Source organism: Edwardsiella sp. EA181011 (assembly GCF_000800725.1).
Taxonomy (GTDB): Bacteria; Pseudomonadota; Gammaproteobacteria; order Enterobacterales; family Enterobacteriaceae; genus Edwardsiella; species Edwardsiella anguillarum.
On record NZ_CP011364.1, the window covers coordinates 2,366,763 to 2,387,009 of the forward strand.

Genomic DNA, 20,247 nt, shown 5'->3' on the forward strand with positions numbered 1-20,247 from the left:
CCGATGCCCGCTGTCTGATGACCGCAGCCTGATGCCCGATGCCTGGTGCGGGGGGCTGAGGGGCGTTGTGGAGGATGGGGCGCCATTCGTATCCGGTCGGTAAGGGGGCGGCGGCGATGGCGACATGGGGCTTGCGAATGCGATCCGATCTCAACTACAATGATGCTGTTATAACATAACATATTCCAGGAGCCGAAATGAAAACACCTATTTACCTGGCGTGTCGCCGGATGACGGCGGCGGATGTACGCCCTCTGCGGGGCATTTGCGCTGTCGCGTTGGACGGGGGAGCGAGCCGATGAAGATCCTCTCTTCCCTAAAAACGGCCAAGCGCCGCCACCCCGACTGCCGTATCGTACGCCGCCGCGGCAAGCTGTATGTCATCTGCAAAAGCGATCCCCGCTTTAAGGCGCGCCAGCGCTGACGGGGCGCGTTGGCGCGATCTTACGCGGTGATCCGCCCCCGGGAACGCGCGATGCCCCGCTCCGGCGGGGCATTATTTATTGCAGAGGAGACGGCTTACTTAATACCGTGATAACCGTCGAGATAGGTTTGTATGATGGCGTCGGACATCGCCTGACGCCATTTCTGTTCCCGGTGGCTATAGCTGTTATACGATTTTCCCGCGAAATGTTCTTTGCCATTTATTCTGGTGAGAAACGCCTGGCTTTTAAATTCGTCGATGCGCTGCTGCTGCTGAGCCTGAGTGATCGCGGCGGCGCGATCTTTTTTCCCCAGCTCCCAGAACTGCTGCAAAAAGGGGATGGAGGATTGGTATGAGTCATAGAGTTTAGTGCGGTAGTGAGGGTCGAAATTATCATCGGAGGCGTAGCTGAGGTGTTTAGCATGGCGCGCGGCGCTGCTCTCTGGCTGGGCGCAGGCGGAGAGCAATAGGGGGGCGCTAGATAGAATGCAGAGGAAAAATAAATGTTGTCTATTCACGGTATTATCTCGCTGAGTAATACTATTTTAATGGTATTACAAATGCTATCATAATTATTCCGGTGAACGTGAGTCGATATTATTGTCGGCCGTTGATGGCACCGTCGGGGGGCCAGCCGGGGCGTATGCCCACGGTATGCTGGCACAGTGGGCATGGGCGCCGCCGCCCGGGGCCGGGCGGCGTGAGTGATGCCACCGTCGGGCGGCTATATCAGGGTTCTGCCGACGCCGACCGGGTTGCACCACCGCTGCTTGTATTTTCCTGACATAAAGCCGAAGGAGAAATGCAGCGGTAGCGCGAGGGCGTGGGCTCTCTCGGTCGCTTTTTCCAGGTTGTTCCACATCAGGATCGTGCCTATCGAGTGCGCCTTTATCTCCATATCATAGCCGATATTGATAAAGTCGACGAAGAAGCCCAGCGTCGACGTTGAGGTAATTAGCAGCTGGATCCCGACTGGTTTATCATTTAGGTAGAGTACCTCACCGAGAAAGTCATTTTTAAACTTAACAAAGAATTTGATATTCATTTCTCTGTCGTGAATGCTGGCGCCTCTACGCATAAAAAATAGATTTTCATATATTGAAAATAATTCTTCCCCGCTAAACTGGCTGACGTCGACAAAGCGTCCGCCGGCGGCGATAAATTTTTTAATTTCACGTCGGCGGGTGGCGATGGTCTTTTTGGAAAAGTCCTCCTCCACGCTTTTCGCAAAGGCGGCGGTCCGCTTGGTAAAAAGATTAAATGAGGAGTTGATGATATTTTTCTTGAGTGGGCTCAGGCACTTTGTCTTAAATGGCGCAATGCATTTGACGTCCGATGAGAACGGCAGAACGATAGAGGAGTTGGGGATTGGCAGACTGCCCATCGACTTATTCGGATTTTTAAAGTCATTCACCAGCCATTTTCCATCAAGACAGGCGGCGCCCAGCAATTTCTTTTTTCGGTAGGCGACAAACCGCAGATCCGCGCCATGGTGTAACATAAATTTAATATAGTGAGGCGATGACTCTGAGTTGTAGCCATATTTTGCGCAGCACTCAATATACTCATCGATACCACACTCATCCCAGCCTGAAAATTTGAATAACATAGCAATGCCTTTATATTTCGTTTTTTCTTATAATACATTACAAAATGTTACAATTCTATATTTATAGGGTGAGCGTTGAGATTTTATTAAGTTTGTTTAATATCAATACGATGAGGTCTATTTTTTCAGCGGCGCGCCGGCGGGCTGTGTTCCCCGTCACGGTCAGGTTTCAGCGATCTTCCGTCGGTGCAGGCTCTTCGCAGGGCCAGGGCCACTGGATATAGTCATTGCCTGCGCAGGCGCCGATCGGGCGGGCGGGAACCCCGGCGGCGACGCTGTGCGCCGGAATGTCGTGGGTGACGACGGCGCCGGCGCCGATTTTGACATCGTGGCCAATGGTAACGGCGCCGACGATACAGGCGCTGGGGCCTACGTAGACCCGGTCGCCGATGACGGCCGCCGGTGTGTGTACGGCGCCGACGGTGGAGAAGTGGGACAGGTTGACGTTATTGCCGATGATCGCCGTTGGGCTGACCACGATACAGCCCGCGTGCCCCAGATAAAGCCCGTAGCCGATGCGGGTCTGGTAGGGGATCTCCAGAAAGTACTTTCGTTTAAAGCGGAAATGCTGCAGCCGCGCCAGCGCCCGCAGCGGTCGGCAGCGGCTATGGCACAGGCGTAGCCATACGCTGAACTTGAACCCGGGATTTTTCACGTATTCGACAATAAATGTCCTGACGCCGAGCCGTTCAGGGCCGACGTAGCGGTGCAGATCGCTGTGGATGTAGCGGAGGATGGTCACGGTGCGTTCTCCTCTGCGGCTGACCGGCGTCAGCGCAGCGTTAGGGTGGTCAGGCGATACCAGCCGTCGGGCTGACGGCCGTCGTTGGCCAGGCTGATCTGTGCTTTGCCCCGGTTGTCGAGCAGGGCGGTCTCCAGTGCATAGCGTCCGGCGGGCAGGTCGGCGGGCAGCGGCAGGGCATAGTCGCTGACGCGCTCGCCCGGCTGCCAGCGGCGGATATCGTCCGGCGCGCTGCCCTGGGCAACAGTGCGCTGCTGCATGTCACGCAGGCGGTAGGCCAGGGTATAGCGCAGGTAGATGGGCGCGACGCCGTCGTTGCGCCAGCGCGCCTCCAGCCGCAGCGGCTGCCCGATCTGCGGGGCCTTTGGATAGCGCAGCTGCGCCAGGCGGAAGCGGTAGCCCAGGCGGAGCAGCGCCCTGTCGACGATGTCGCGGTACGCCGGCGGAACCGGACGCGACTTCAGATTAATGGTGCTGGCATGGTGGGCCAGCGCCCAGTCGAAGGTCGCCTGTACCTGTGCGCGGGTGTAGTTAAGCGGCGTCTGCCACTGGGTCATATAGCCGCAGATCTCCAGGCTGACCGGGGCATGGCGCCAGGCCTCGCTGAAGCGGGGGTCACGCCGGCTCGCGGCCTGCAGCGCCGCGGGGTAGGCGTCCCTCATATGGCTCCAGGTGGCGGAGAAGTTATGCCAGTCGCCCCAGCAGTCGGCCCGCCATCCGGCACCGCGCCGTACGGCGTAGGGCAGCGAGGCACCGCCGGTTATCTGCATCACTTTCGGGGTCTTGGGAAAGGCGGAGAAGTGCATGTCGACATAGCGGTTCAGCTGGGCGGTAGTGTAGCGCTGCAGCAGGGGGGGCTGGCTTTGAAAGTTGCTGTTATGCCACTCGCCCCAGGAGCCGACCAGGCCAATATCGATAAAGGCGAGCGCCGGGTTGCCGTCGTAGCGCTGGCCCAGGGCGTTCATCAGACGCTGGGCATAGCGGATAAAGCGCGGATCGCTGAGATCGGGGATAAAGGTCTGACCATTGGCGCTCCAGCTGCCGTTAATGCCCTTTTGGATCAGCCAGTCCGGTACCATGGAACCGCTTTCCGGCGCATCCAGCGCCATGATGCGCAGCGCCACGTTCATGGCCGGCCGGTGGGCGGCAGCCAGGGCAAAGACCCGGTCGATCGGTGCAAAGTTGAACTGCCCCTCCTGCGGCTCCAGCTGGCGCCAGTAAAAGCGAAAGTACTCATAGCCGGCGTCGGGGTACTGCGCCAGGCCCAGATGTTCGCCGTAGCCGTCGTGGAAACTGGCGACGCCGATGCCGGGGTTGGTCAGGATATCGTCGGTGGCCCCGGGGGTGACCGTGACCCACCCAGAGGTCCCGGCGGCGCAGAGCGGCAGGCTCAGGAGCAGGGTGAGGCCGCTCAGTAAACTGAGTACGCGGTGCGTCATGCTGTTGCCCTCAGCGCTGCGGCGGATTGCCGTACAGCGACATAAACCAGTCCCATACGCCCAAGTGATAGTCTTTGAAGATATCGATATGCAGGGCGGACTTAATCATATACAGCGTCAGCAGCACCGATGCGGTGCAGAACAGCAGGCCGATGACGATCAGCAGGGTGACCAGCGCGTCGTACCAGCGTGGGTGCGCCCGGGGCCGCCGGCGCAGATCGCGGCCAAACAGGAACACGAAATAGAAGCGGGCGCGGAAGAAAGGAAAGCTGTGGCGGATGTCGATGCGGTGCCGCGAGGAGAGGGTCATGGCGATCACCGCGTCCTCCAGCGCCCGCTTTTGCGCCGCGCTCAGGCCCGCCGCTACCGCCGGATCCAGGGATTGATAAAAGTAGGTGACAGCTCGCGGCTGTTTGGTCTGGGTATCCACAGTTAACCTATTGAGTGATTGGCTTGATGATAGACTCGCCGCGTTTGGTCAGCGATCTGCTGCCAGTCGTAGCGGGTAAGCAGCGAGCGGTAGTCCTCGTGCGGCAGCGCGGCGCGCTCCCGCAGCGCGGTCGCCAGCGCGGCGACGTTGCCCCGCGGGAAGTAGGCATCGGGCGACAGCCCTACTTCTTGGTTGGCCGGAATATCGCTGACCAGCACCGGCAGGGAGTAGGACATCGCCTCCAGCAGGGCGATCGGCAGCCCCTCATGGTAGGAGGGCATCACGAACAGCGCCGCCTGGGAGAAGACCGCCTGCAGCGCCTCGCCGCGCAGAAAGCCGGTCAGGATCACGTTGGGGGTCTGGTGCGCCTGCTGTTTCAGCCGGCGGCTATAGGCATCCGGATGGTCGGCATCGCCCACCAGCACCAGCGGTAGCGTGACGCTGCTGCGGCGGTAGGCGTCGATCAGGTCGTGCAGTCCTTTCTCTTCGACAAAGCGTCCGACGGCCACCAGGTATTTCCCGGCCTGCAGTCCGTATGTCGCCAGCGTATCCCGGGCTATCTGGGGCGAGAGCGGCGCCGGGGCGCAGACCCCGTTGGGGATCAGGTGGGCATCGCGGCGACCGTAGCGTTGGCGAACCAGCGCCTCGATGCCCGCGGAGATGACGATCACCTGATCGGCGTAGCGGACGGCCAGGCGTTCACCCAGCATCAGCATCCGCCGGGCCAGCCAGCCCCATTTTTGTCGCTGGTAGTCGGCCCCGTGGTGGGTAAAGACCACCTTGAGCCCCATCAGACGCAGCAGCGGCACCACCAGGCCGGGGCCGATGGCGTGCACATGGACCAGCTCCGCGCCGTGCAGGCGACAGTAGCCGGCCGCCAGCAGCGAATGGACAAGGGCTTCCAGGGCGCGCCGGCGGGGGGCCCATAGGGTGCGGATCTGCACGCCACGGTAGGCGCCGCGGCGGAAGCGGACGTAGGGGGAGCGCGCCAGCACGCAGATATTCAGGGCGGCCTGCTGCAGGATCGCCGGGTACAGCCGCTGGCAGTGGGTCTCTACGCCGCCCTGCACGTTGGGGATCCCGCGGGTTCCCAGTACCATTATCTTATTCTTCATGATGTTGTCCGCTCAGTAATCGTTGATAGCGCGCCAGCAGGGCCTGGATGTGCTGATGCAGCGAGAAATGGCGGCAGAGGCGGCGGCGGCCATGCTCTCCCAGGCGGCGCGCCAGCGCCGGATCGTCCGCCAGGCGGGTCAGCGCCGCGCTCAGCGCCCGGGCATCGCCCGGGGGAAACAGCAGCCCCTCGGCGCCGTCGCGGATTTGTTCCGGAATGCCGCCGATATGCGCCCCGATCACCGGTTTGCCCTGGGCCATGGCCTCCAGCACCGCCATGGAGCAGTTCTCATAGCCTTCGGAGGGGACGACGATCGCCCGGGCGCCGCGGATCAGGGTATCCAGCGGTGCCCCCTGCTGGCGGTAGCCCAGGAAGTGCGCCGTCGGAAAGCGGGAGGCGAGCGTGTCGAACAGCGGGCCGTCCCCGACGATCTTCAGCGGCAGCGGGCGCGCCATCGTCGCGTGGGCCTGCGCCAGCGTCGCGACCCCCTTGCCGGAGCTGAGCCGGCCGACGAACAGGAAATAGCCCTGATCCTGACCCGCCGCAAAGGGCGGGCTGTCATCGATGCCGTTGGGGATCACCGCGATGGGGATCTGCGGCAGACGGCGCTGGATCAGATCGCGAAGAAAGCGGCTGGGCGAGACGATCATGTCCAGCTTGTGGTAGTCCCGCGCCAGAGTTTGCCACAGCGCCTCCAGCGTCAGCAGCAGGCTCTTTGCCGCAGATCCCTGCTGGCAGCGGTAGCGAAAGGCGTTCCATACCGTGCCGGTCAGGCAGGCCTCGCAGGGGCGGCCGTCGCGCAGGCAGGAGTAAGCCGGGCAGACGATTTTATAGTCGTGGGCTGTGAGCACCGTCTTGCAGCCGCAGCGCTGCGCCACGCCGATCAGCGCCGGGGTCAGCTGGTGGTAAATATTGTGAAAGTGGACGATATCCGGCCGCTCCCGCAGCAGGAGCGCCTGCAGCCGACGGCAGGCCTCGCCGTTGTGGATAAAGCGCCAGGCGGTTTTTAGCGCCTGGGCGGCGCCTGCGCGCCGGTGGTAGTCGACGTGGGAGACAAAGTCCGCCGCATAGGCGGAGGGCGCGTTGCGCGGGTGTTGCATGGCGAAGTCGATCACCTGAATCCCGGCCCGACGCAGTCCATCGCGCTGCTGAAAGTAGACGGTTTCCGCTCCACCTTTGATAAAGAAGAATTTATTGACCAGAACGACCTTCATGGGCGCGCCTCCGCGATGCGTTCCCGGCACGCCGGCGGCTGGCGCGGATCGCGCTGTGGGCGCAGCAGGCCGCGCAGCAGGCCGGCGGCAAACAGCGTCAGGGTGACAACGCTGAGGGCGCCGTCGGCGAGCGAGCGGCTTTGCCAGCTTTTGCCGAGGATAAAGGCGGCCAGCGGCAGCAGCATCAGCAGCAGGGGCCACGGGCTGAACCACAGGGCGGGCAGGGTCAGCAGCAGGGTCAGCAGGTAGAGTGTGAACAGCAGCTCGTTTCTGACGCAGCGCAGCGCGGCGCCGAAGTAGGGTTTGCCCCATGCGCTGCGCAGCAGCTCGCCGGGGCCCCATAGAAAGCCGCTGCGCCAGCGGTATTTCAGCATCGCCGCGGTCGGCAGCGGATGGGAGCGATGGTGAAAGTAGGGGATGGCCAGCCGCCGCAGGCGGTAGCCCGCCGCCCCCAGTCGCATGCCCAGCTCGGCCTCCTCCAGGCCGTGCAGGTTGCGGTTGGTCAGGTAGCCGAGCGGCGCGATGGCGCTGCGTCGATACAGGCTGCCGCCGCCCAGGTGATCGCAGTCGCCCAGCGGATAGATGCGCGCCAGACGCTGTCGGCGCGAGCGAAAGTCATGGTTGGCGGCGTCATCCATCTCGACCTGGCCCGCCACGCCGGCGTAGTCGGGATGGCGGGATAAAAAATCAACTGCGGCGTCGATAAAGCCGGGGGCGAGGGTCATGTCGCCGTCCAGTAGCAGCAGATATTCGCCCTGGCTGAACAGGTAGCCCATCTGGTGGCCGACGCCGCAGCTGCGATCTGCCGCGTGGCATAGGGTGACCACGCGGGCCCCCTGCGCCAGCGCCAGCGCGACGGTATTGTCCGTCGATAGGCCGTCGGCGACGATGATCCGGTGCGGGTAGTCGGCCAGCTGGCGCCGTACGCTGTCGATCGTGGCCGCGATGCCCTGCGCCTCGTTAAAGGTCTTAATGCTGACGGTGATAAACGGGCGCTCAGTCATTGGTCGCCTCCCGGTAGTGGCGTACGCCGCGCCGGATCACCAGCAGGGCGCCCAGCGCCAGATAAAACAGACATTGCAGCATGGGGATGATCATCAGTATTTGACTGTAGGGCAGGCTGAGCAGGCAGCCAATGACAAAGATCGTCAGCGCCGGGGCGCTGCTCAGCAGATAGCGATCCGCGTCGCTTAGGGCCGCCGGCGAGAGCAGCGGACGGGGCCAGGTCGCCGCCAGGATAGCGACGATCAGACCGATAAACAGCAGGGTGCCGACGATACCGACCTCCCACAGCAGCATGCTGAGGGAGGTGGAGTCGAGGATCAGGTTAAACAGGGTATGCAGGTAACCGGCGGCGACGCTGCTGCCGCTGTTGGTCGCGTTGAGGCCGTAGCCGAACAGCTGGCTGGAGATGCCCCACAGGTCGTTGTTTTGTAGCCAGAAGAACAGTGTGGTCAGGCGCCCCAGCTCGCCGGATGGCATGATGAAATGGGGATCGACGATGTAGCCCATGGAGTCAAAAAAGATGGCCAGCGCGCTGCGTCCCTGCTCGCCGCCGAAGGCGGCGGTGTAGCCGGAGGCGAGGATCAGGATCGCCAGCGCCACCAGCAGCAGCGCGCCCAGCAGGATCAGCAGCAGGGATTTTAGATTGATCCGCCCCATGCCGCGCAGGTAGCTGGGCATCACCCAGACCAGCAGCAGCAGCAGCGGCGCCAGCAGAATGACGAACTTGACCTCGCCGACCACGCACAGGGCAAAGGCCAGCACCACGTGCAGCAGCGCCGAGCGCAGGGAGAGGACGCCGTGACGGTACGCCGATACCTTCAGCAGCATGATCAGCAGGCAAAATAGCCCCAGGGCCGCGGTGTTACCGCCCCCCATCGGATCGCCGCCGAAGGTGCCGACCACCGCGTCCCACATCTCGCTCTCGCCGCGCAGGGCGATGCGTTTGGGCAGAATAAACAGGATCTGGATGATCACCAGCGGAAACTGGGCGTAGAACACCCAGTCCAGGCTGCGCAGCAGGCGGTAGATCTGCGACTCACGGCAAAAGCCGAGCAGCAGGCTCATCGCGATCAGGGAGAGGGCCAGCTCATTTTTGAACCCGACCAGGGTCACCGTCAGCCCCCCTGCAGCAGGGTAGAGAGAGTGCTCAGCGCGATAAACGCCAGGTACAGCAGCAGGATCAGCCGCTCCGGCAGCGTCAGATCCAGCCGCTCGGTGTGGCTTTGCAGCAGCATCAGCACGGGGAGCGCCAAGGTCATAAAGAAGGGGATCCACAGGATGGCGCCGATGCCGCTGAAGTATTGCGCCGTACCGCAGAGGATCAGGGTGATATAGAGGTACGCCTGCAAATAGGTGCCGGTATTCAGGCGCATGGCGTCACCCCTCGCTGGCGCAGCCGCTGCGCCCGTCGGTTCATGCGCCGGAAGATAAAGCCATAGCGCAGTAGCGTCAGGCTGGAGAACAGCAGCAGGCTGACGCCGTAGCCTGGCCCCAGGGCCGGCAGCGCCAGCAGCGTCAGCAGAATAATCGCCAGCCGATCGAGCTGGATCCGCAGGAAATAGGCGTGGGAGCCAAAGATCAGCTCAATGACCGTCAGGGGGCTGATGGCCAACGCGGCGAACAGATAGGGCAGCATATAGCGGGAGGTGGGGATCGAGTCGGCCCAGCCGTGGCCCAGTCCCAGGTGCATCACCGGCGGGTAGAGCGTGGCCACCCCCAGTACGGCGGCGACCCCCAGCCCCAGCAGCAGCAGGCGAATTCGCCGGTATTCTGCGGCGTTGAAGCGCCGCTGGCGGAAGTCGGCCGACCAGCGGGAGAAGATGGCGCTGCGCACCGCGTTGCCGGCGATCATCACCGGCGCCAGGCAAAAACGGCTGACGATGGCGAAATAGCCCGCCGTCAGCGACGAGAACCAAAAGTTGATCAGGATGATGGGCAGGTTGTTGTTGGCCATGGCCAGCACCTCTGCGCTGCCGACCCGGCTCAGGTGGCGCCAGTGGGCGCGGGCGAAGGCCAGATTGGCCGCGGGGGCCAGCTGGCGGCGGGTGAGGCGTTGGTGGCGCAGGCTGCGCAGCAGGCAGAGCAGCATCAGCAGCAGCATGGCCAGCGTCCAGCCCCAGTAGAACTGGGCGGGGCTGCGCGTTAGCAGCAGGGCGGCCACGACGACGCCGGACATCGCCAGGCGCTGCAGCGCCAGGGCGCGGTAGCGTTCATCGCGCAGACACAGGTTTTCGGCGATCAGCACCAGGGCATAGCTCCAGGTCAGCAGGTAGAGCTGGAGCGGGCTGCGCTGAAATAGCCAGGCGCACAGCAGGGCATAGGGCAGCGCCAGCAGCAGGCTCTGCAACAGGCAGAACGCGACGTTCTGCCCCAGCGTCTCCGCCGTCTGGCGCGGGATCAGCAGCTGCGAGGCGAAGGTGCTGACCTGGGCGCCGATCAGCACCATGCTGTAGATCAGGCCATAGGTGCCGACCTCGCCCATCCCATAGCGGTGGGAGACCAGCCACAGGGAGAGGGCGCCGATGAGCTGGGAGATCACCGACGATCCGGCCAGAGTGGAGATACCGCGCAGCAGATTCATGGCTTTTCTGCCGGCAGCGTCAGGGCCATGCCCACGCTGAGCGCCCGCAGCGCCTCGCGACTCTCCAGATTGGCGCGGGCGACCCGGTTAAGGATGACGCCGGCCTGCGCTAGACCGTCCAGCGCCGCCAGCGCCTGGATCAGCTGCGGCGCCGGGAGGCGACCCGCCTGGACCACCGCCACGCAGGCGTCGGCCAACGCGGCGCCCAGGCGGCTGTCCTGAGCCTGACTCAGGGCAGGCAGGTCGATGACGATCTGCGCATAGCGGCGGCGCAGATCGGTCAACCGCTGCGCCAGCGGCGGTGAGGAGAGCAGCAGCAGCGCCGAACCGTCCAGCGTACCGCGCGGCAGGAAATCCAGCTGCCCGCTCAGCGGGACGCACGGCGGCGCCTCGGCGTCGCTCATCACCCACTGGGCCAGGCCGGCGGCGTCCGCCGGCGCCAGCGTGGCCGACAGGCCGTCGTCACTGAGATAGTCCATGTCGATCAGCAGGGTACGGCGATCCGCGCTGAAGGCGCGGGCCAGCAGCGAGGCGCACAGCGAGCGGCCCTCGCGGGCTTCCGCGGAGACCAGCGCCAGAACCTGTGCGGGCGGCGACGCCAGCAGCAGACGGGTGCGCATGGCATACGCGGCCTCGGCCTCGCCCGGATTGCTCATGATGGCCTGCGCCAGCCGCGCGCCATCGCCCGCGCCGTCAAAGACGCGCAGCTCGCCCAGGGGCGTCAGGCGCAGGCGTCGGGCCAGCTGGCTCAGGGTATAGATCCGGCTGTCCAGCGCGGCACGCACCACGCTAAACAGCAGGGCGATCGCCAGTGCCAGCGTGATGACCATGGCCAGCAGCAGCGTCCGGTTGGGCTTGGCGGAGTGCACCGGCGCGATCGCGGGATCGACGACCTCGGCATCGGCCTGCTCCAGCGAGTCGGAAAGGGTCAGCTCCTGGGCCCGCTGATAGAGGGATTTATACAGCTCTTCGGTTTTGTTCAGCGTCGTCTGCATGGAGTTGTAGCGGTCGCGCTTGGCCGTCAGCCCCTGAAAATCGACCTTTTGCTGCGTCAGCATCTGGCGATAGCGGCGCTCGTCATCCTGGGCCGCCAGGTATTGGCGATGGATCCCCTCGACCAGCTCCGTCAGCACCTGGTGCAGTTGGCTCTGCACCGCGGCGACCTGGGCCTGGGCCTGGCGGATCTGCAGGTGGTCCGGCCCATAGCGTTTGCGCAGCTCGTACAGGCTGCGCTCGGTCTGGATCAGCGCAATCCGCAGATCCTGGATCTGGGCGTGGCCGGCAATGGCCGGAACGGAGAGGGCGTTTTCCAGCGCGCCGGCGACGGCTTGGCGCACCTCATCATACTGCGCCTGGGCGGCGATCCGTCGCTGGGTGGCGTCGGCCAGGCGGTTGGTGACGATGCCCAGCTCTTCGGTCTGAAAGCCGTCCACGCCGCGAAAGGTCAGGATCCCCTGCTGCTTGAGGTAGGCCTCTATCTGCGCTTTCTGGGCGTCCACCTGCGCGCGGACTTCGCGCATTTGCCGCTGGTTCCAGTCGCGCGCCGCCAGGGTTTTTCGCTGCTTTTGGGCGACGTTTTCCGCCAGATAGGCCTGCGTTACCGCATTGGCTATCTGCGCCGCCCGGCTGGGCGAGGTGGACTCATAGGCGATGCTCACCAGCTGGGTGCCGCGCACGCCGCTGACGGTCAGGTTCTGCCGCAGGTGCTCCAGCGCATTGGCCTGGCGCAGGCGGAGGGTCTCTGGGCCGTCGTCGCGCAGGCCGCCGTTAAAGGCGGGATCCTGCAGCAGCCCCTGCGTGTTGATCACCCGCATCAGTACGCTGCGGGACTGTATCAGCGCATACTGAGTCTGGTAGTAGTCGCTGCGCGAGGCATCGTAGCCGGAGACCTGCGGCAGCGGCGTGATGTTATCCGGCTGGGCCTTGAGCAGCAGCGTGGCGTGCGCCGTATAGTGCTGCGGCAGCATCCGGATCAGCGGGTAGGCGATCAGCCCCGCGACCAGCGCGACCAGGGCACACTTCCAGCCCTGGTGGCGCAGGGCGCGCACCAGTGGGGCAAAATCGATGCTGCTTTCGCGCAGGCTTCCGCGCGCTACCATGGATTGTTTCATAGGCTAAAAGAAACTCATGCCGACGATGACGGTGTCGCCGGGCTGCACCCTGTGGGTCATGGCCACATTTTTCAATAGACGGTCGCTGCCGGCCTGCCGGATGCTCAGGTCGCCGTGATCGGCGCGATCGGTGAATCCGCCGGCCAGCGCCAGCGCTTTCTCTACCGTGAGCCCCGGCTGGTAGGCGTAGCCGTCGGGGCGCTTCACCTGGCCCAGAATGAAGAAGTCGCGGAACTGGGCGACGCTGACGGTCACCATCGGCTGGCGCAGGTAGTCGCCGCGCAGGCGCTCGGTGAGCTCAAGGGCCACCTGCTGCGGGCTTTTTCCGCTGAGCGTCAGGGTGCCGATATAGGGAAAGTTTAGGGTGCCGCTGCTGTCTATGGTCAGGCGCATGCTCATCTCCGGCTCACCGGCGACCAGAATATTGACCGTGTCCCCGGCGCCCAGCAGGTAGCGGGGCTGCGGATCGGGCGGATCCTGCAGGGGGGGCGTTGAGCTGCAGGCTGCCAGCAGGCAGCCGACCAGCAGCAGGGCGTTCCGTTTTATCCATTTCACGTTAAATCTGCACCTTTGCCGTAAACATAATCAGATCGTTGTCATAGCCGAGGGTCCTCTCCACCGGCTGCTCCTCATCGGGGCCGATATAGAAGAGGTCGCTGCGCTTAGAGGAGCGCAGCGTGTCGCGCATGTATTTGAGTTGAAAGCAGATGGATGGGCGAAAGTCATAGTTCAACGCCAGCGATAGGATCGCGTTGCGATCGCGGCGGCTATCCGCCTGCTTTTTGTAATCCTCCGTGCGATAGCTGTAGTCCAGCGTGGATGACAGCCGGTTACGCCACAGATCCTGAGTATAGGAGAGTCCGTATTCGGACACCAAAATATAGCCGCCGACCTGGGACGGATCCTTGATGCGCTGGGCGCTGTGCAGCACGATGCTGCGCTGCGGATGGGGCTGCCAGCGCGTCGAAACGTCCCAGTTCAGGCCGCTGAAGGGGCGGGCATGGTCGGCGCTGAAGGTCTTATACAGCCAGGAGACGTTGGCATCGATGGCGCTGTTGCCGCTCAGCTGGCTTTTGACGCCGTACAGCAGAGAGTATTCGTTGCTGTTTTTCTGGCCATTGCTCCGGTAGTAGCGCTGGTGGGTCACCAGGCTGTAGCGGAAGCGCGTCTGAGGGCTGTACTGATCGAACAGCTCAACGACTTGCCCGTTCTCGTGCCACTCCTGCTCGCGGATATAGTGATAAAACGCGTCGTCGGCCTGCTGTGCCTGGGTGGTATTGCCGTAGCGCAGGCGTCGGTAGGAGAGCATCACCTCGGCCTTGCCGCGCCCTTCATCGGCGCCGTAGCTGTAGCGTAGCTGACCATCCTGCAGGGTGGTGCGCAGCGGGGTGGTGATCCCGTAGCGGGTAAACTGCTGCGGCAGAAAGCCCTCGCTGATGCCGCGTCCGCGCAGCTCGTGGCCCAGGGTATCCTGCAGGGTCAGCGTGAGCCCCTGCATGGCGCCATAGCGCCAGCGGGCGAGCAGGCCGAGATCGTGATCGCGGTAGTCGTCCGCGCCCGCCTGGCGGTAGCGGCGATAGTCGCCGCGGTACTGGAGCTGATAGCGGTCCTGCCCGCGTTCGGCGAGCGCCTGGAGCCGTGGCCGCAGCCCCCAAAAGGCCGCGTTGCTGGCCGGTGCGACCGCGGGCAGATAGGTCACGTTGCCCATGTAGCCCTGGTCGATGGCCAGCTGGCTCTGAAAATCGACGCCGGCGATCCCGATGTGGGACTTCGGCGTCAGATCGGCCCAGCTGACCGGGGTTAGCCCCATGCCGGTCAGCAGTAACAGGCTAATAGGCGTTTTCATGCCTAAAACCGTTAAAGAGGGTAACTAAAATGATTTTCAGATCCAGCCACAGCGACCACCGCTGGATGTAGTCGATGTCGTACTGAACCCGCCCCTCCATTTTGTCCAGCGTGTCGGTCTCCCCGCGGTAGCCGTTAATCTGCGCCAGTCCGGTAATACCCGGTTTAACCTTGTGGCGGATCATGTAGTTATCGACCAGCCGCCGGTACTGCTCATTGTGTGCGACGGCGTGCGGGCGCGGGCCGACGATCGACATACTGCCCTGTAATACGTTGATAAACTGGGGCAGCTCATCCAGCGAGGTGCGCCGCAGAAAGGCGCCGAAGGGGGTTACCCGCGGATCGTCCTTAGTTGCCTGCGTGACGTTGTCACTATTCTCCTGTACCCGCATAGTGCGAAACTTCCAGACGCTGATATGCTGGCCATTCAGCCCATAGCGCGCCTGCTTGAACAGCACCGGGCCGGGGGAGGTCAGCCGGATCACCAGCGCGATCGGCAGCATCAGCGGCGCGATGAGCAGCATGATCAGGGTGCCGAGGATTAGATCTTCAATGCGCTTGGTCAGCGCGCCCGGGCCGTCAAAGGGGGAGGCAAAGATGCTGATGGCCTGAATGTTACCGATCATCCGCAGCTGGGAGACATGGGTACTGTAGGAGTAGAGATCGGGCACGATATAGGTATTGGCCGTGGTGTCCGACAGCAGAGAGAGAAAGTGGCGGATACGCTCCAGCGCGACCATGGGCAGGGCGATGTAGACCTCGTCGATGCGGCCCGCCTTGGCCTCGGCGATCAGGCGGCTGACGGCGCCCCGGTAGGGGCTCTTGGTCAGATAGCTAAAGCGTCCCGCGCTGCGATCGTCATAGAAGGCCAGATCGAGACGCATGTTGGCATACTCTCTAAATAGCGCTTTTTCTACCGCGAGTCCGCCGGGCGTCAGGCCGAGAATGGCCACCCGTACCCGGGTGCGGCGCATGTGTACAAAGGTCAGCAGGCGCAGCAGCAGCAGGCCGGAGAGCGGGGCCAGATACCAGAACAGCGAAGTCATGACGTCCGGGCCCAGAAAGGGGTGCAGATAGTGCCTGAGCAGCAGGTAGTGGAATACCAGGTAGATGGCCTCGATAAAGGCGATGGTCAGCAGCAGGCTCGCGGCCAGGCGGGATATTTCGGCGCAGTTGATCTTTTTGATCCGGTGAAGATAGATGCCGGTATATTCACCGATAAGTAAAAAAGAAAGTGAAAACAGCAGGCTAATAGTAATGGCGACGTTGAGCTGGTCGCTGAGCCAGATCCAGGCGCTACCGATGAGGCAGAGATTAATCACCAGAAAGTCGGTCACCCTGACCAAGGGCGTGGCGATACCATAGCTGACTTTCAATCGTTTGTTTTGCATTGAATTATCGCCTAACGGGGATGATTAATTCTGTCGCTGTATTAAATATAATCAAGAGTCGAAGGATGGCAACCGTTCTGCGATCCAGAGAGGGAAGCGCGGGGAAAGCGTAGCTTACACCGTACAGGAGGGCGCGCTAATCTTGCGGACTGTGACGGGCCTATCCTTGATAAAATGCCATACAGAGATAGTAACATGATAAATTATATCGTTGATAAAGTTAATATCAGACTTTTCTCTTGATGTCGTGGGCGGGGCCTTGATTGGCGCGGGGCCAGCGGGGGACGCCCGCCGGCCCGGGGGATTACAGGGTCAGCTGATAGTGGTAGAAGGCGCGGTCGCGGACGTAGCCCTGCTCTTCATACAGCGCCTGGGCGCGGGTATTGTCCGTGCCGGTATCCAGGCCGATAAACGCCGCGCCGCCGTCGCGGGCAAAGGCCTCCGCCCGCTGCATCAGCGCGCGCGCGACGCCGTGACGACGCGCCTGCGGCGCGACAAACAGGTCGTACAGCAGCCAGGTCGGCTTCATCTCCAGCGAGCAAAACAGCGGGTAGAGCTGGGTAAAGCCGACGCATTCTCCTTGCGCATCGACGGCGTAGAAGATCACCGATTCGGCGTTAGCCAGGCGCTGCTGCAGGTAGCGCAGGGTCTGCGCCGGCTCGGAGGGAACGTCATAGAACTGGCGATAGGCGATAAACAGCGGGTTGATGCGCTCGGCATCGGCGGGGGTCGCCGGGTAAATGGTCATGGGATATCTCCTTCGGATCAGCGGCAGCGGCGCCGCCGTGACGTGCTGTGTGAGTAAAGCGTCGCCTGCGCGGCGCGCGGGCGACGAATAGGCGATCGCCCTTGCCTGCGCAACCGGGCTACCGCGTTGTCGAGTGTGCCGGGGCTGCGTGCGCTAAACTGTGTCTTTGTGTAACCGGGCGCGAATTTAATTCCAGGCACTGCCCGGCTTCTATTTCAGGCGCCGTAACGTAATGGCGCGGAGTTAATCAAAGGCCGCCCATAGCAGAATTTTATACTTATTGTAGAGCCTCTCCAGGCTATTTTTATTTCGTGATCTCTTTTTTCTAAAATTAACTTTGTCTCTTGAATGATGACTGCGTTGTACTAGGTTTTTAATGCAGGACTTATTTCACAAGGAGATTATCATGTTTAAAAAGGCATTCGCAGTTGCTGCATTGGCCGCCGGTGTGGTTTCCTTTTCAGCGCTGGCCGCAGACACTGCGGTAGTCAAGCATGAGGATGCAGCACAGCACCATGAGGCGGTGGTTAAGCATCATCAGAAAGCCGCCAAGCTGCATGCGGAAGGTAAGCACGAAGAGGCGAAGAAAGAGTCTCATATGGCAACGGAAAAATCGAAAGCCGCGCATGAAAAAACGATGATGAGCAACGAAGCGACCCAGAAAAAATAAGGGGTTAAGCATGTTCGGTGGGCGGCCAAAGGGTCGCCCATTTTTTATTTATAGTAAAATGGCCGCCGGGATGGCGGCGCGCGTAATCTCAGTGCTCCCGGCGGAAATCATGCGCTGTGCGCCGGGAGCATTGTCTCAGTGCGCCGGACCGCAGACGGTGAAGTACTTGTTCTTCAGCCAGACGATGGTATCGCCATTCAGGGCGTAGATGGCGTAAAACTTATTGTCGCGCAGCGGCGCCGTTTGCGCTGCGCAGAGGATATTCAGCCGATCGCGGTAGTCCGGCCCCCAGCCGGCGTCGATATTGCTGATGCCGTAGGAGGCGATGATGCGCCGGGCAGTCCAGTTATAGGCCGGGCTGAACATCATGTCGATCAGCGCCTGGTGCTCGACGATCTTCTGGGTTACCGGCGCGGTATCGGGGTAGTTATTGAGCAGGATCTTACCGTGGCCGGTGGCGTTGAGAGAGAGCAGATCATAGCTCAGCCAGCCAAAGATGCGGGCCTCGTAGTCGCGCTGATTGCGCACCGCATTGCCGTACTGAAAGCTGAAGGCCAAGAAATAGAACAGCGGCAGGGTGCACAGCGGCAGCCAGGCGGGTCGCCAGCGCGCCAGTACCTGGTAGACGGCGTGGGCAAACACGAACAGGGTGGCGGAGAACCCACACAGGACGCGGACGTCGGTCACCCCCTCTTTCAACAGGAACAGCGGGCCCAGCAGGGCGATAAACAGCACCAGCGGCGAGCAGAGGATCAGCAGCAGCGACAGCAGCATACTGAGCCTCAGGGGCTGGGCGCGCCAGAACTGCGCCAGGCGCAGGGCAAAGATCCAGATGACGCAGAGCAGGGCCGGGTAGAACAGGAACTTCAGCTCCTTGCTGAGGACAAAGGTGAGCAGTTTTTTCAGCATCAGCCAGTCCTGGGTCAGCCAGAACAGCGCGTCCTGGGCGCCGATCATGTTGCCGCGGTTACCGCCGCCCAGCGCCAAGAGGTGATCGATGATCAGGATGTACAGCGAGTTGGTGAGCAGCATGACCACCGCCGCCCAAACGGTCTCCTGCAGGGGGCTCCGCTCGACCTTGAAAAAGTTGATCATCAGGTTGGCGCCGTACAGGCCGATGAAGATATTGGCGCACGGCTGGTAGAGCGTCAGGGCGCAAAACAGCAGCAGGGTCGGCAGCAGATAGCTGAGCAGACCGCGATTGCGCGGGCAGAAAAAGGCCAGGATCGAGAGCGCCAGCGCGACCACCATGGGAAAACTGTCGTATTTATAGGAGAGGTTTTGTAGGAAAAACGGGTTAAAAAATAACAGGATATAGGGTGATAGCGCGGCGATGCTGAGGGTGCCTTCGGCGCGCCGCGCCACATACACCAGCGTCCAGGCGAAGAACAACACCCCGAGGAGCAGGGTCAGCGGCGCGGTGTCGGTCAGCTCGTACAGGTTGAAGGTAAACAGGCGCATCAGCAGATCGGCGCCCGGGCGTCCCAAGGTATACCACGGCGCGGCCGGGTTCAGGATGCGCTCGGTGTCGTCCCGGTAATAGACGTTGGCCAGAATGAGCGGCACCACGTAGAGCAGCAGCAGCGTGAGGATAAACAGAAAGGCATCTCGGTTCGAGAGCGGCCGCTTCAGCAGATGGTTCATTTTCTTCCCTTAAGCTCTTTGACAATGAAACGGGGCCGTTGCTTGGTCTCCACGTAAATTCGCCCGATATACTCGCCCAGCACCCCGATGCCGATCAGCTGGATACCGCCGAGGAACAGAATAACGGCCATAATCGAGGGATAGCCGGGGACCGGGTTGTCAAAGATCAGCGTTTTGATTATCACGTACAGCGCGTAGCACAGGGAGAACGCCGCGATCGAGGTGCCGATATAGGTCCACAGCCGCAGAGGGATGGTGCTGAATGAGGTGATCCCCTCCAGCGCCAGGTTCCAGAGCTTCCAAAAGTTAAACTTGCTGCTGCCGGCCACCCGCTCATGGCGGGCGTAGGTGACGACGGCGGTTTTAAAGCCGACCCAGCTGAGCAGCCCCTTCATAAACAGGTTGCGCTCGTGCAGCATCAGCACCGCATCGACTACCTGGCGGCTCATGAGGCGGTAGTCCCCCACGTTCATCTCGATCTTGGGGTTGGCTATCTGGTTGTGTACCCGGTAGAACAGGCTGGCGGTCAGGCGCTTCATCAGCGTGTCCGAGGTGCGATCGATGCGCTTGGCCAGCACCACGTCCGCGCCGTTGCGCCAGCGGGCGATCAGCTGTGGAATGAGCTCGATCGGATCCTGCAGATCGACGTCGATAGGGATCATCGCCTCGCCGGTGGCGTACTTCAGCCCGGCGAACAGCGCGGCCTCTTTGCCGAAGTTGCGTGAAAAGTTGACCATAATGACCAGCGGATCGTCATCGATTATTCCGGAGATGACCTCTTCCGTCCGGTCGCTGCTGCCATCGTTGACGAAGACGATTTCGATGCGGTAGGGCGCCAGATCGTCACACTGTCTTACCGCGTCGTGAAACAGGGGAATGGCGCTCTCTTCGTTGAATACCGGGACTACCAGGGATATTTTCATTACGCCGCGCTCCGGAAGACGATGTATTTGGAATAGAAGAAACCCATGATCAGGCTGATCAGCGAAAAGGCCATGACGGTGAGCAGCGGCACAATGTGCAGCCGATCGCCGATATGACCGGTCAGCCAGCTGAGAAATCCCATAAAACTGGTGAACAGCAGATAGCGCTTCAGGGTGGGGCGATCCTGAAAGGTGAAGCGGGCATTACAGAAAAACGAAAAGGTGACGGCGACGATAAAGGCGTACAGGTTGCTGAATGACTGCGACAGGGCCGCCTGGCTGTGCAGGGTAAAAAACACCGCCCAGTGCAAGGCGGTATTTAAAATACCGATCATGACATATTTGATAAACATCGTC

19 protein-coding genes and 1 pseudogene are annotated in these 20,247 nt (G+C 62.0%); 2 read left to right on the top strand and 18 right to left on the bottom strand.

Annotated elements, in window-relative coordinates; all coding sequences use genetic code 11:
• The first annotated feature begins 298 nt into the window (after positions 1-298).
• Entirely contained in the window at positions 299-424 is a 126-nt protein-coding gene (gene ykgO / locus QY76_RS10430) for a type B 50S ribosomal protein L36 (RefSeq protein ID WP_034164918.1), read from the top strand.
• A gap of 95 nt (positions 425-519) precedes the next feature.
• Here the strand turns inward: ykgO and QY76_RS10435 are convergent, their stop codons facing one another.
• From QY76_RS10435 to QY76_RS10505, 15 genes and pseudogenes are all read right to left on the bottom strand, one after another.
• A complete protein-coding gene (locus QY76_RS10435) occupies positions 520-942 on the bottom strand; it encodes an Exc2 family lipoprotein (RefSeq protein ID WP_045427396.1) in 423 nt (140 codons plus the stop codon).
• A 206-nt stretch (positions 943-1,148) separates the two neighbouring features.
• Positions 1,149-2,033 carry a GNAT family N-acetyltransferase gene (locus QY76_RS10440; protein ID WP_034172557.1) on the bottom strand — a complete coding sequence of 295 codons (885 nt, stop codon included), beginning with the start codon at positions 2,031-2,033 and terminating at the stop codon, positions 1,149-1,151.
• Between the two features lie 169 nt (positions 2,034-2,202).
• The gene (locus tag QY76_RS10445; RefSeq protein ID WP_045427399.1) at positions 2,203-2,775 is read right to left on the bottom strand and encodes a serine O-acetyltransferase; all 573 of its coding nucleotides are present in this window, start codon (positions 2,773-2,775) and stop codon (positions 2,203-2,205) included.
• A gap of 29 nt (positions 2,776-2,804) precedes the next feature.
• On the bottom strand, positions 2,805-4,214 hold the full coding sequence (locus QY76_RS10450) for a DUF4832 domain-containing protein (protein WP_045427401.1): 1,410 nt from the start codon (positions 4,212-4,214) through the stop codon (positions 2,805-2,807).
• Positions 4,215-4,224: 10 nt separating this feature from the next.
• Positions 4,225-4,644, bottom strand: a complete 420-nt coding sequence (locus QY76_RS10455) for a hypothetical protein (protein WP_045427404.1) — start codon at positions 4,642-4,644, stop codon at positions 4,225-4,227.
• Between the two features lie 2 nt (positions 4,645-4,646).
• On the bottom strand, positions 4,647-5,759 hold the full coding sequence (locus QY76_RS10460; protein WP_045427407.1) for a glycosyltransferase family 4 protein: 1,113 nt from the start codon (positions 5,757-5,759) through the stop codon (positions 4,647-4,649).
• Entirely contained in the window at positions 5,749-6,972 is a 1,224-nt protein-coding gene (locus QY76_RS10465) for a glycosyltransferase family 4 protein (RefSeq protein ID WP_045427410.1), read from the bottom strand. The genes QY76_RS10460 and QY76_RS10465 overlap by 11 nt, the downstream gene beginning before the upstream one ends.
• Positions 6,969-7,976: a glycosyltransferase gene (locus QY76_RS10470; protein ID WP_045427413.1), complete on the bottom strand. Its 1,008-nt coding sequence runs from the start codon at positions 7,974-7,976 to the stop codon at positions 6,969-6,971. The genes QY76_RS10465 and QY76_RS10470 overlap by 4 nt, the downstream gene beginning before the upstream one ends.
• Positions 7,969-9,350, bottom strand: a pseudogene (locus QY76_RS10475) (capsular biosynthesis protein). Before QY76_RS10475 ends, QY76_RS10470 begins: the two are co-directional and overlap by 8 nt.
• Positions 9,341-10,558 carry a lipopolysaccharide biosynthesis protein gene (locus QY76_RS10480; RefSeq protein WP_034172565.1) on the bottom strand — a complete coding sequence of 406 codons (1,218 nt, stop codon included), beginning with the start codon at positions 10,556-10,558 and terminating at the stop codon, positions 9,341-9,343. The pseudogene QY76_RS10475 and the gene QY76_RS10480 overlap by 10 nt, the downstream one beginning before the upstream one ends.
• Entirely contained in the window at positions 10,555-12,657 is a 2,103-nt protein-coding gene (locus tag QY76_RS10485) for an exopolysaccharide transport family protein (RefSeq protein ID WP_049648807.1), read from the bottom strand. Before QY76_RS10485 ends, QY76_RS10480 begins: the two co-directional genes overlap by 4 nt.
• A gap of 15 nt (positions 12,658-12,672) precedes the next feature.
• A complete protein-coding gene (locus tag QY76_RS10490) occupies positions 12,673-13,224 on the bottom strand; it encodes a polysaccharide biosynthesis/export family protein (protein WP_034172567.1) in 552 nt (183 codons plus the stop codon).
• Position 13,225: 1 nt separating this feature from the next.
• Positions 13,226-14,515, bottom strand: a complete 1,290-nt coding sequence (locus QY76_RS10495; RefSeq protein WP_034172568.1) for an outer membrane beta-barrel protein — start codon at positions 14,513-14,515, stop codon at positions 13,226-13,228.
• Positions 14,499-15,905, bottom strand: a complete 1,407-nt coding sequence (locus tag QY76_RS10500) for an undecaprenyl-phosphate glucose phosphotransferase (protein ID WP_034172569.1) — start codon at positions 15,903-15,905, stop codon at positions 14,499-14,501. Before QY76_RS10500 ends, QY76_RS10495 begins: the two co-directional genes overlap by 17 nt.
• A gap of 304 nt (positions 15,906-16,209) precedes the next feature.
• A complete protein-coding gene (locus tag QY76_RS10505) occupies positions 16,210-16,653 on the bottom strand; it encodes a GNAT family N-acetyltransferase (protein WP_034172570.1) in 444 nt (147 codons plus the stop codon).
• Positions 16,654-17,059: 406 nt separating this feature from the next.
• On the opposite strand from QY76_RS10505, the gene QY76_RS10510 reads away from it, so the two are divergent.
• On the top strand, positions 17,060-17,323 hold the full coding sequence (locus tag QY76_RS10510; RefSeq protein WP_034165681.1) for a hypothetical protein: 264 nt from the start codon (positions 17,060-17,062) through the stop codon (positions 17,321-17,323).
• A gap of 135 nt (positions 17,324-17,458) precedes the next feature.
• Here the strand turns inward: QY76_RS10510 and QY76_RS10515 are convergent, their stop codons facing one another.
• The 3 genes from QY76_RS10515 to QY76_RS10525 are packed head-to-tail and all read right to left on the bottom strand — an operon-like array spanning position 17,459 to position 20,243.
• Entirely contained in the window at positions 17,459-18,967 is a 1,509-nt protein-coding gene (locus QY76_RS10515; protein ID WP_034165678.1) for a glucosyltransferase domain-containing protein, read from the bottom strand.
• Complete coding sequence (locus QY76_RS10520; RefSeq protein WP_034165677.1) at positions 18,964-19,890, bottom strand: glycosyltransferase family 2 protein; 927 nt, start codon at positions 19,888-19,890, stop codon at positions 18,964-18,966. Before QY76_RS10520 ends, QY76_RS10515 begins: the two co-directional genes overlap by 4 nt.
• Positions 19,890-20,243 (bottom strand): GtrA family protein, encoded by a 354-nt coding sequence (locus QY76_RS10525; protein ID WP_034165676.1) that lies wholly within the window; start codon positions 20,241-20,243, stop codon positions 19,890-19,892. The genes QY76_RS10520 and QY76_RS10525 overlap by 1 nt, the downstream gene beginning before the upstream one ends.
• Positions 20,244-20,247: the final 4 nt, after the last annotated feature.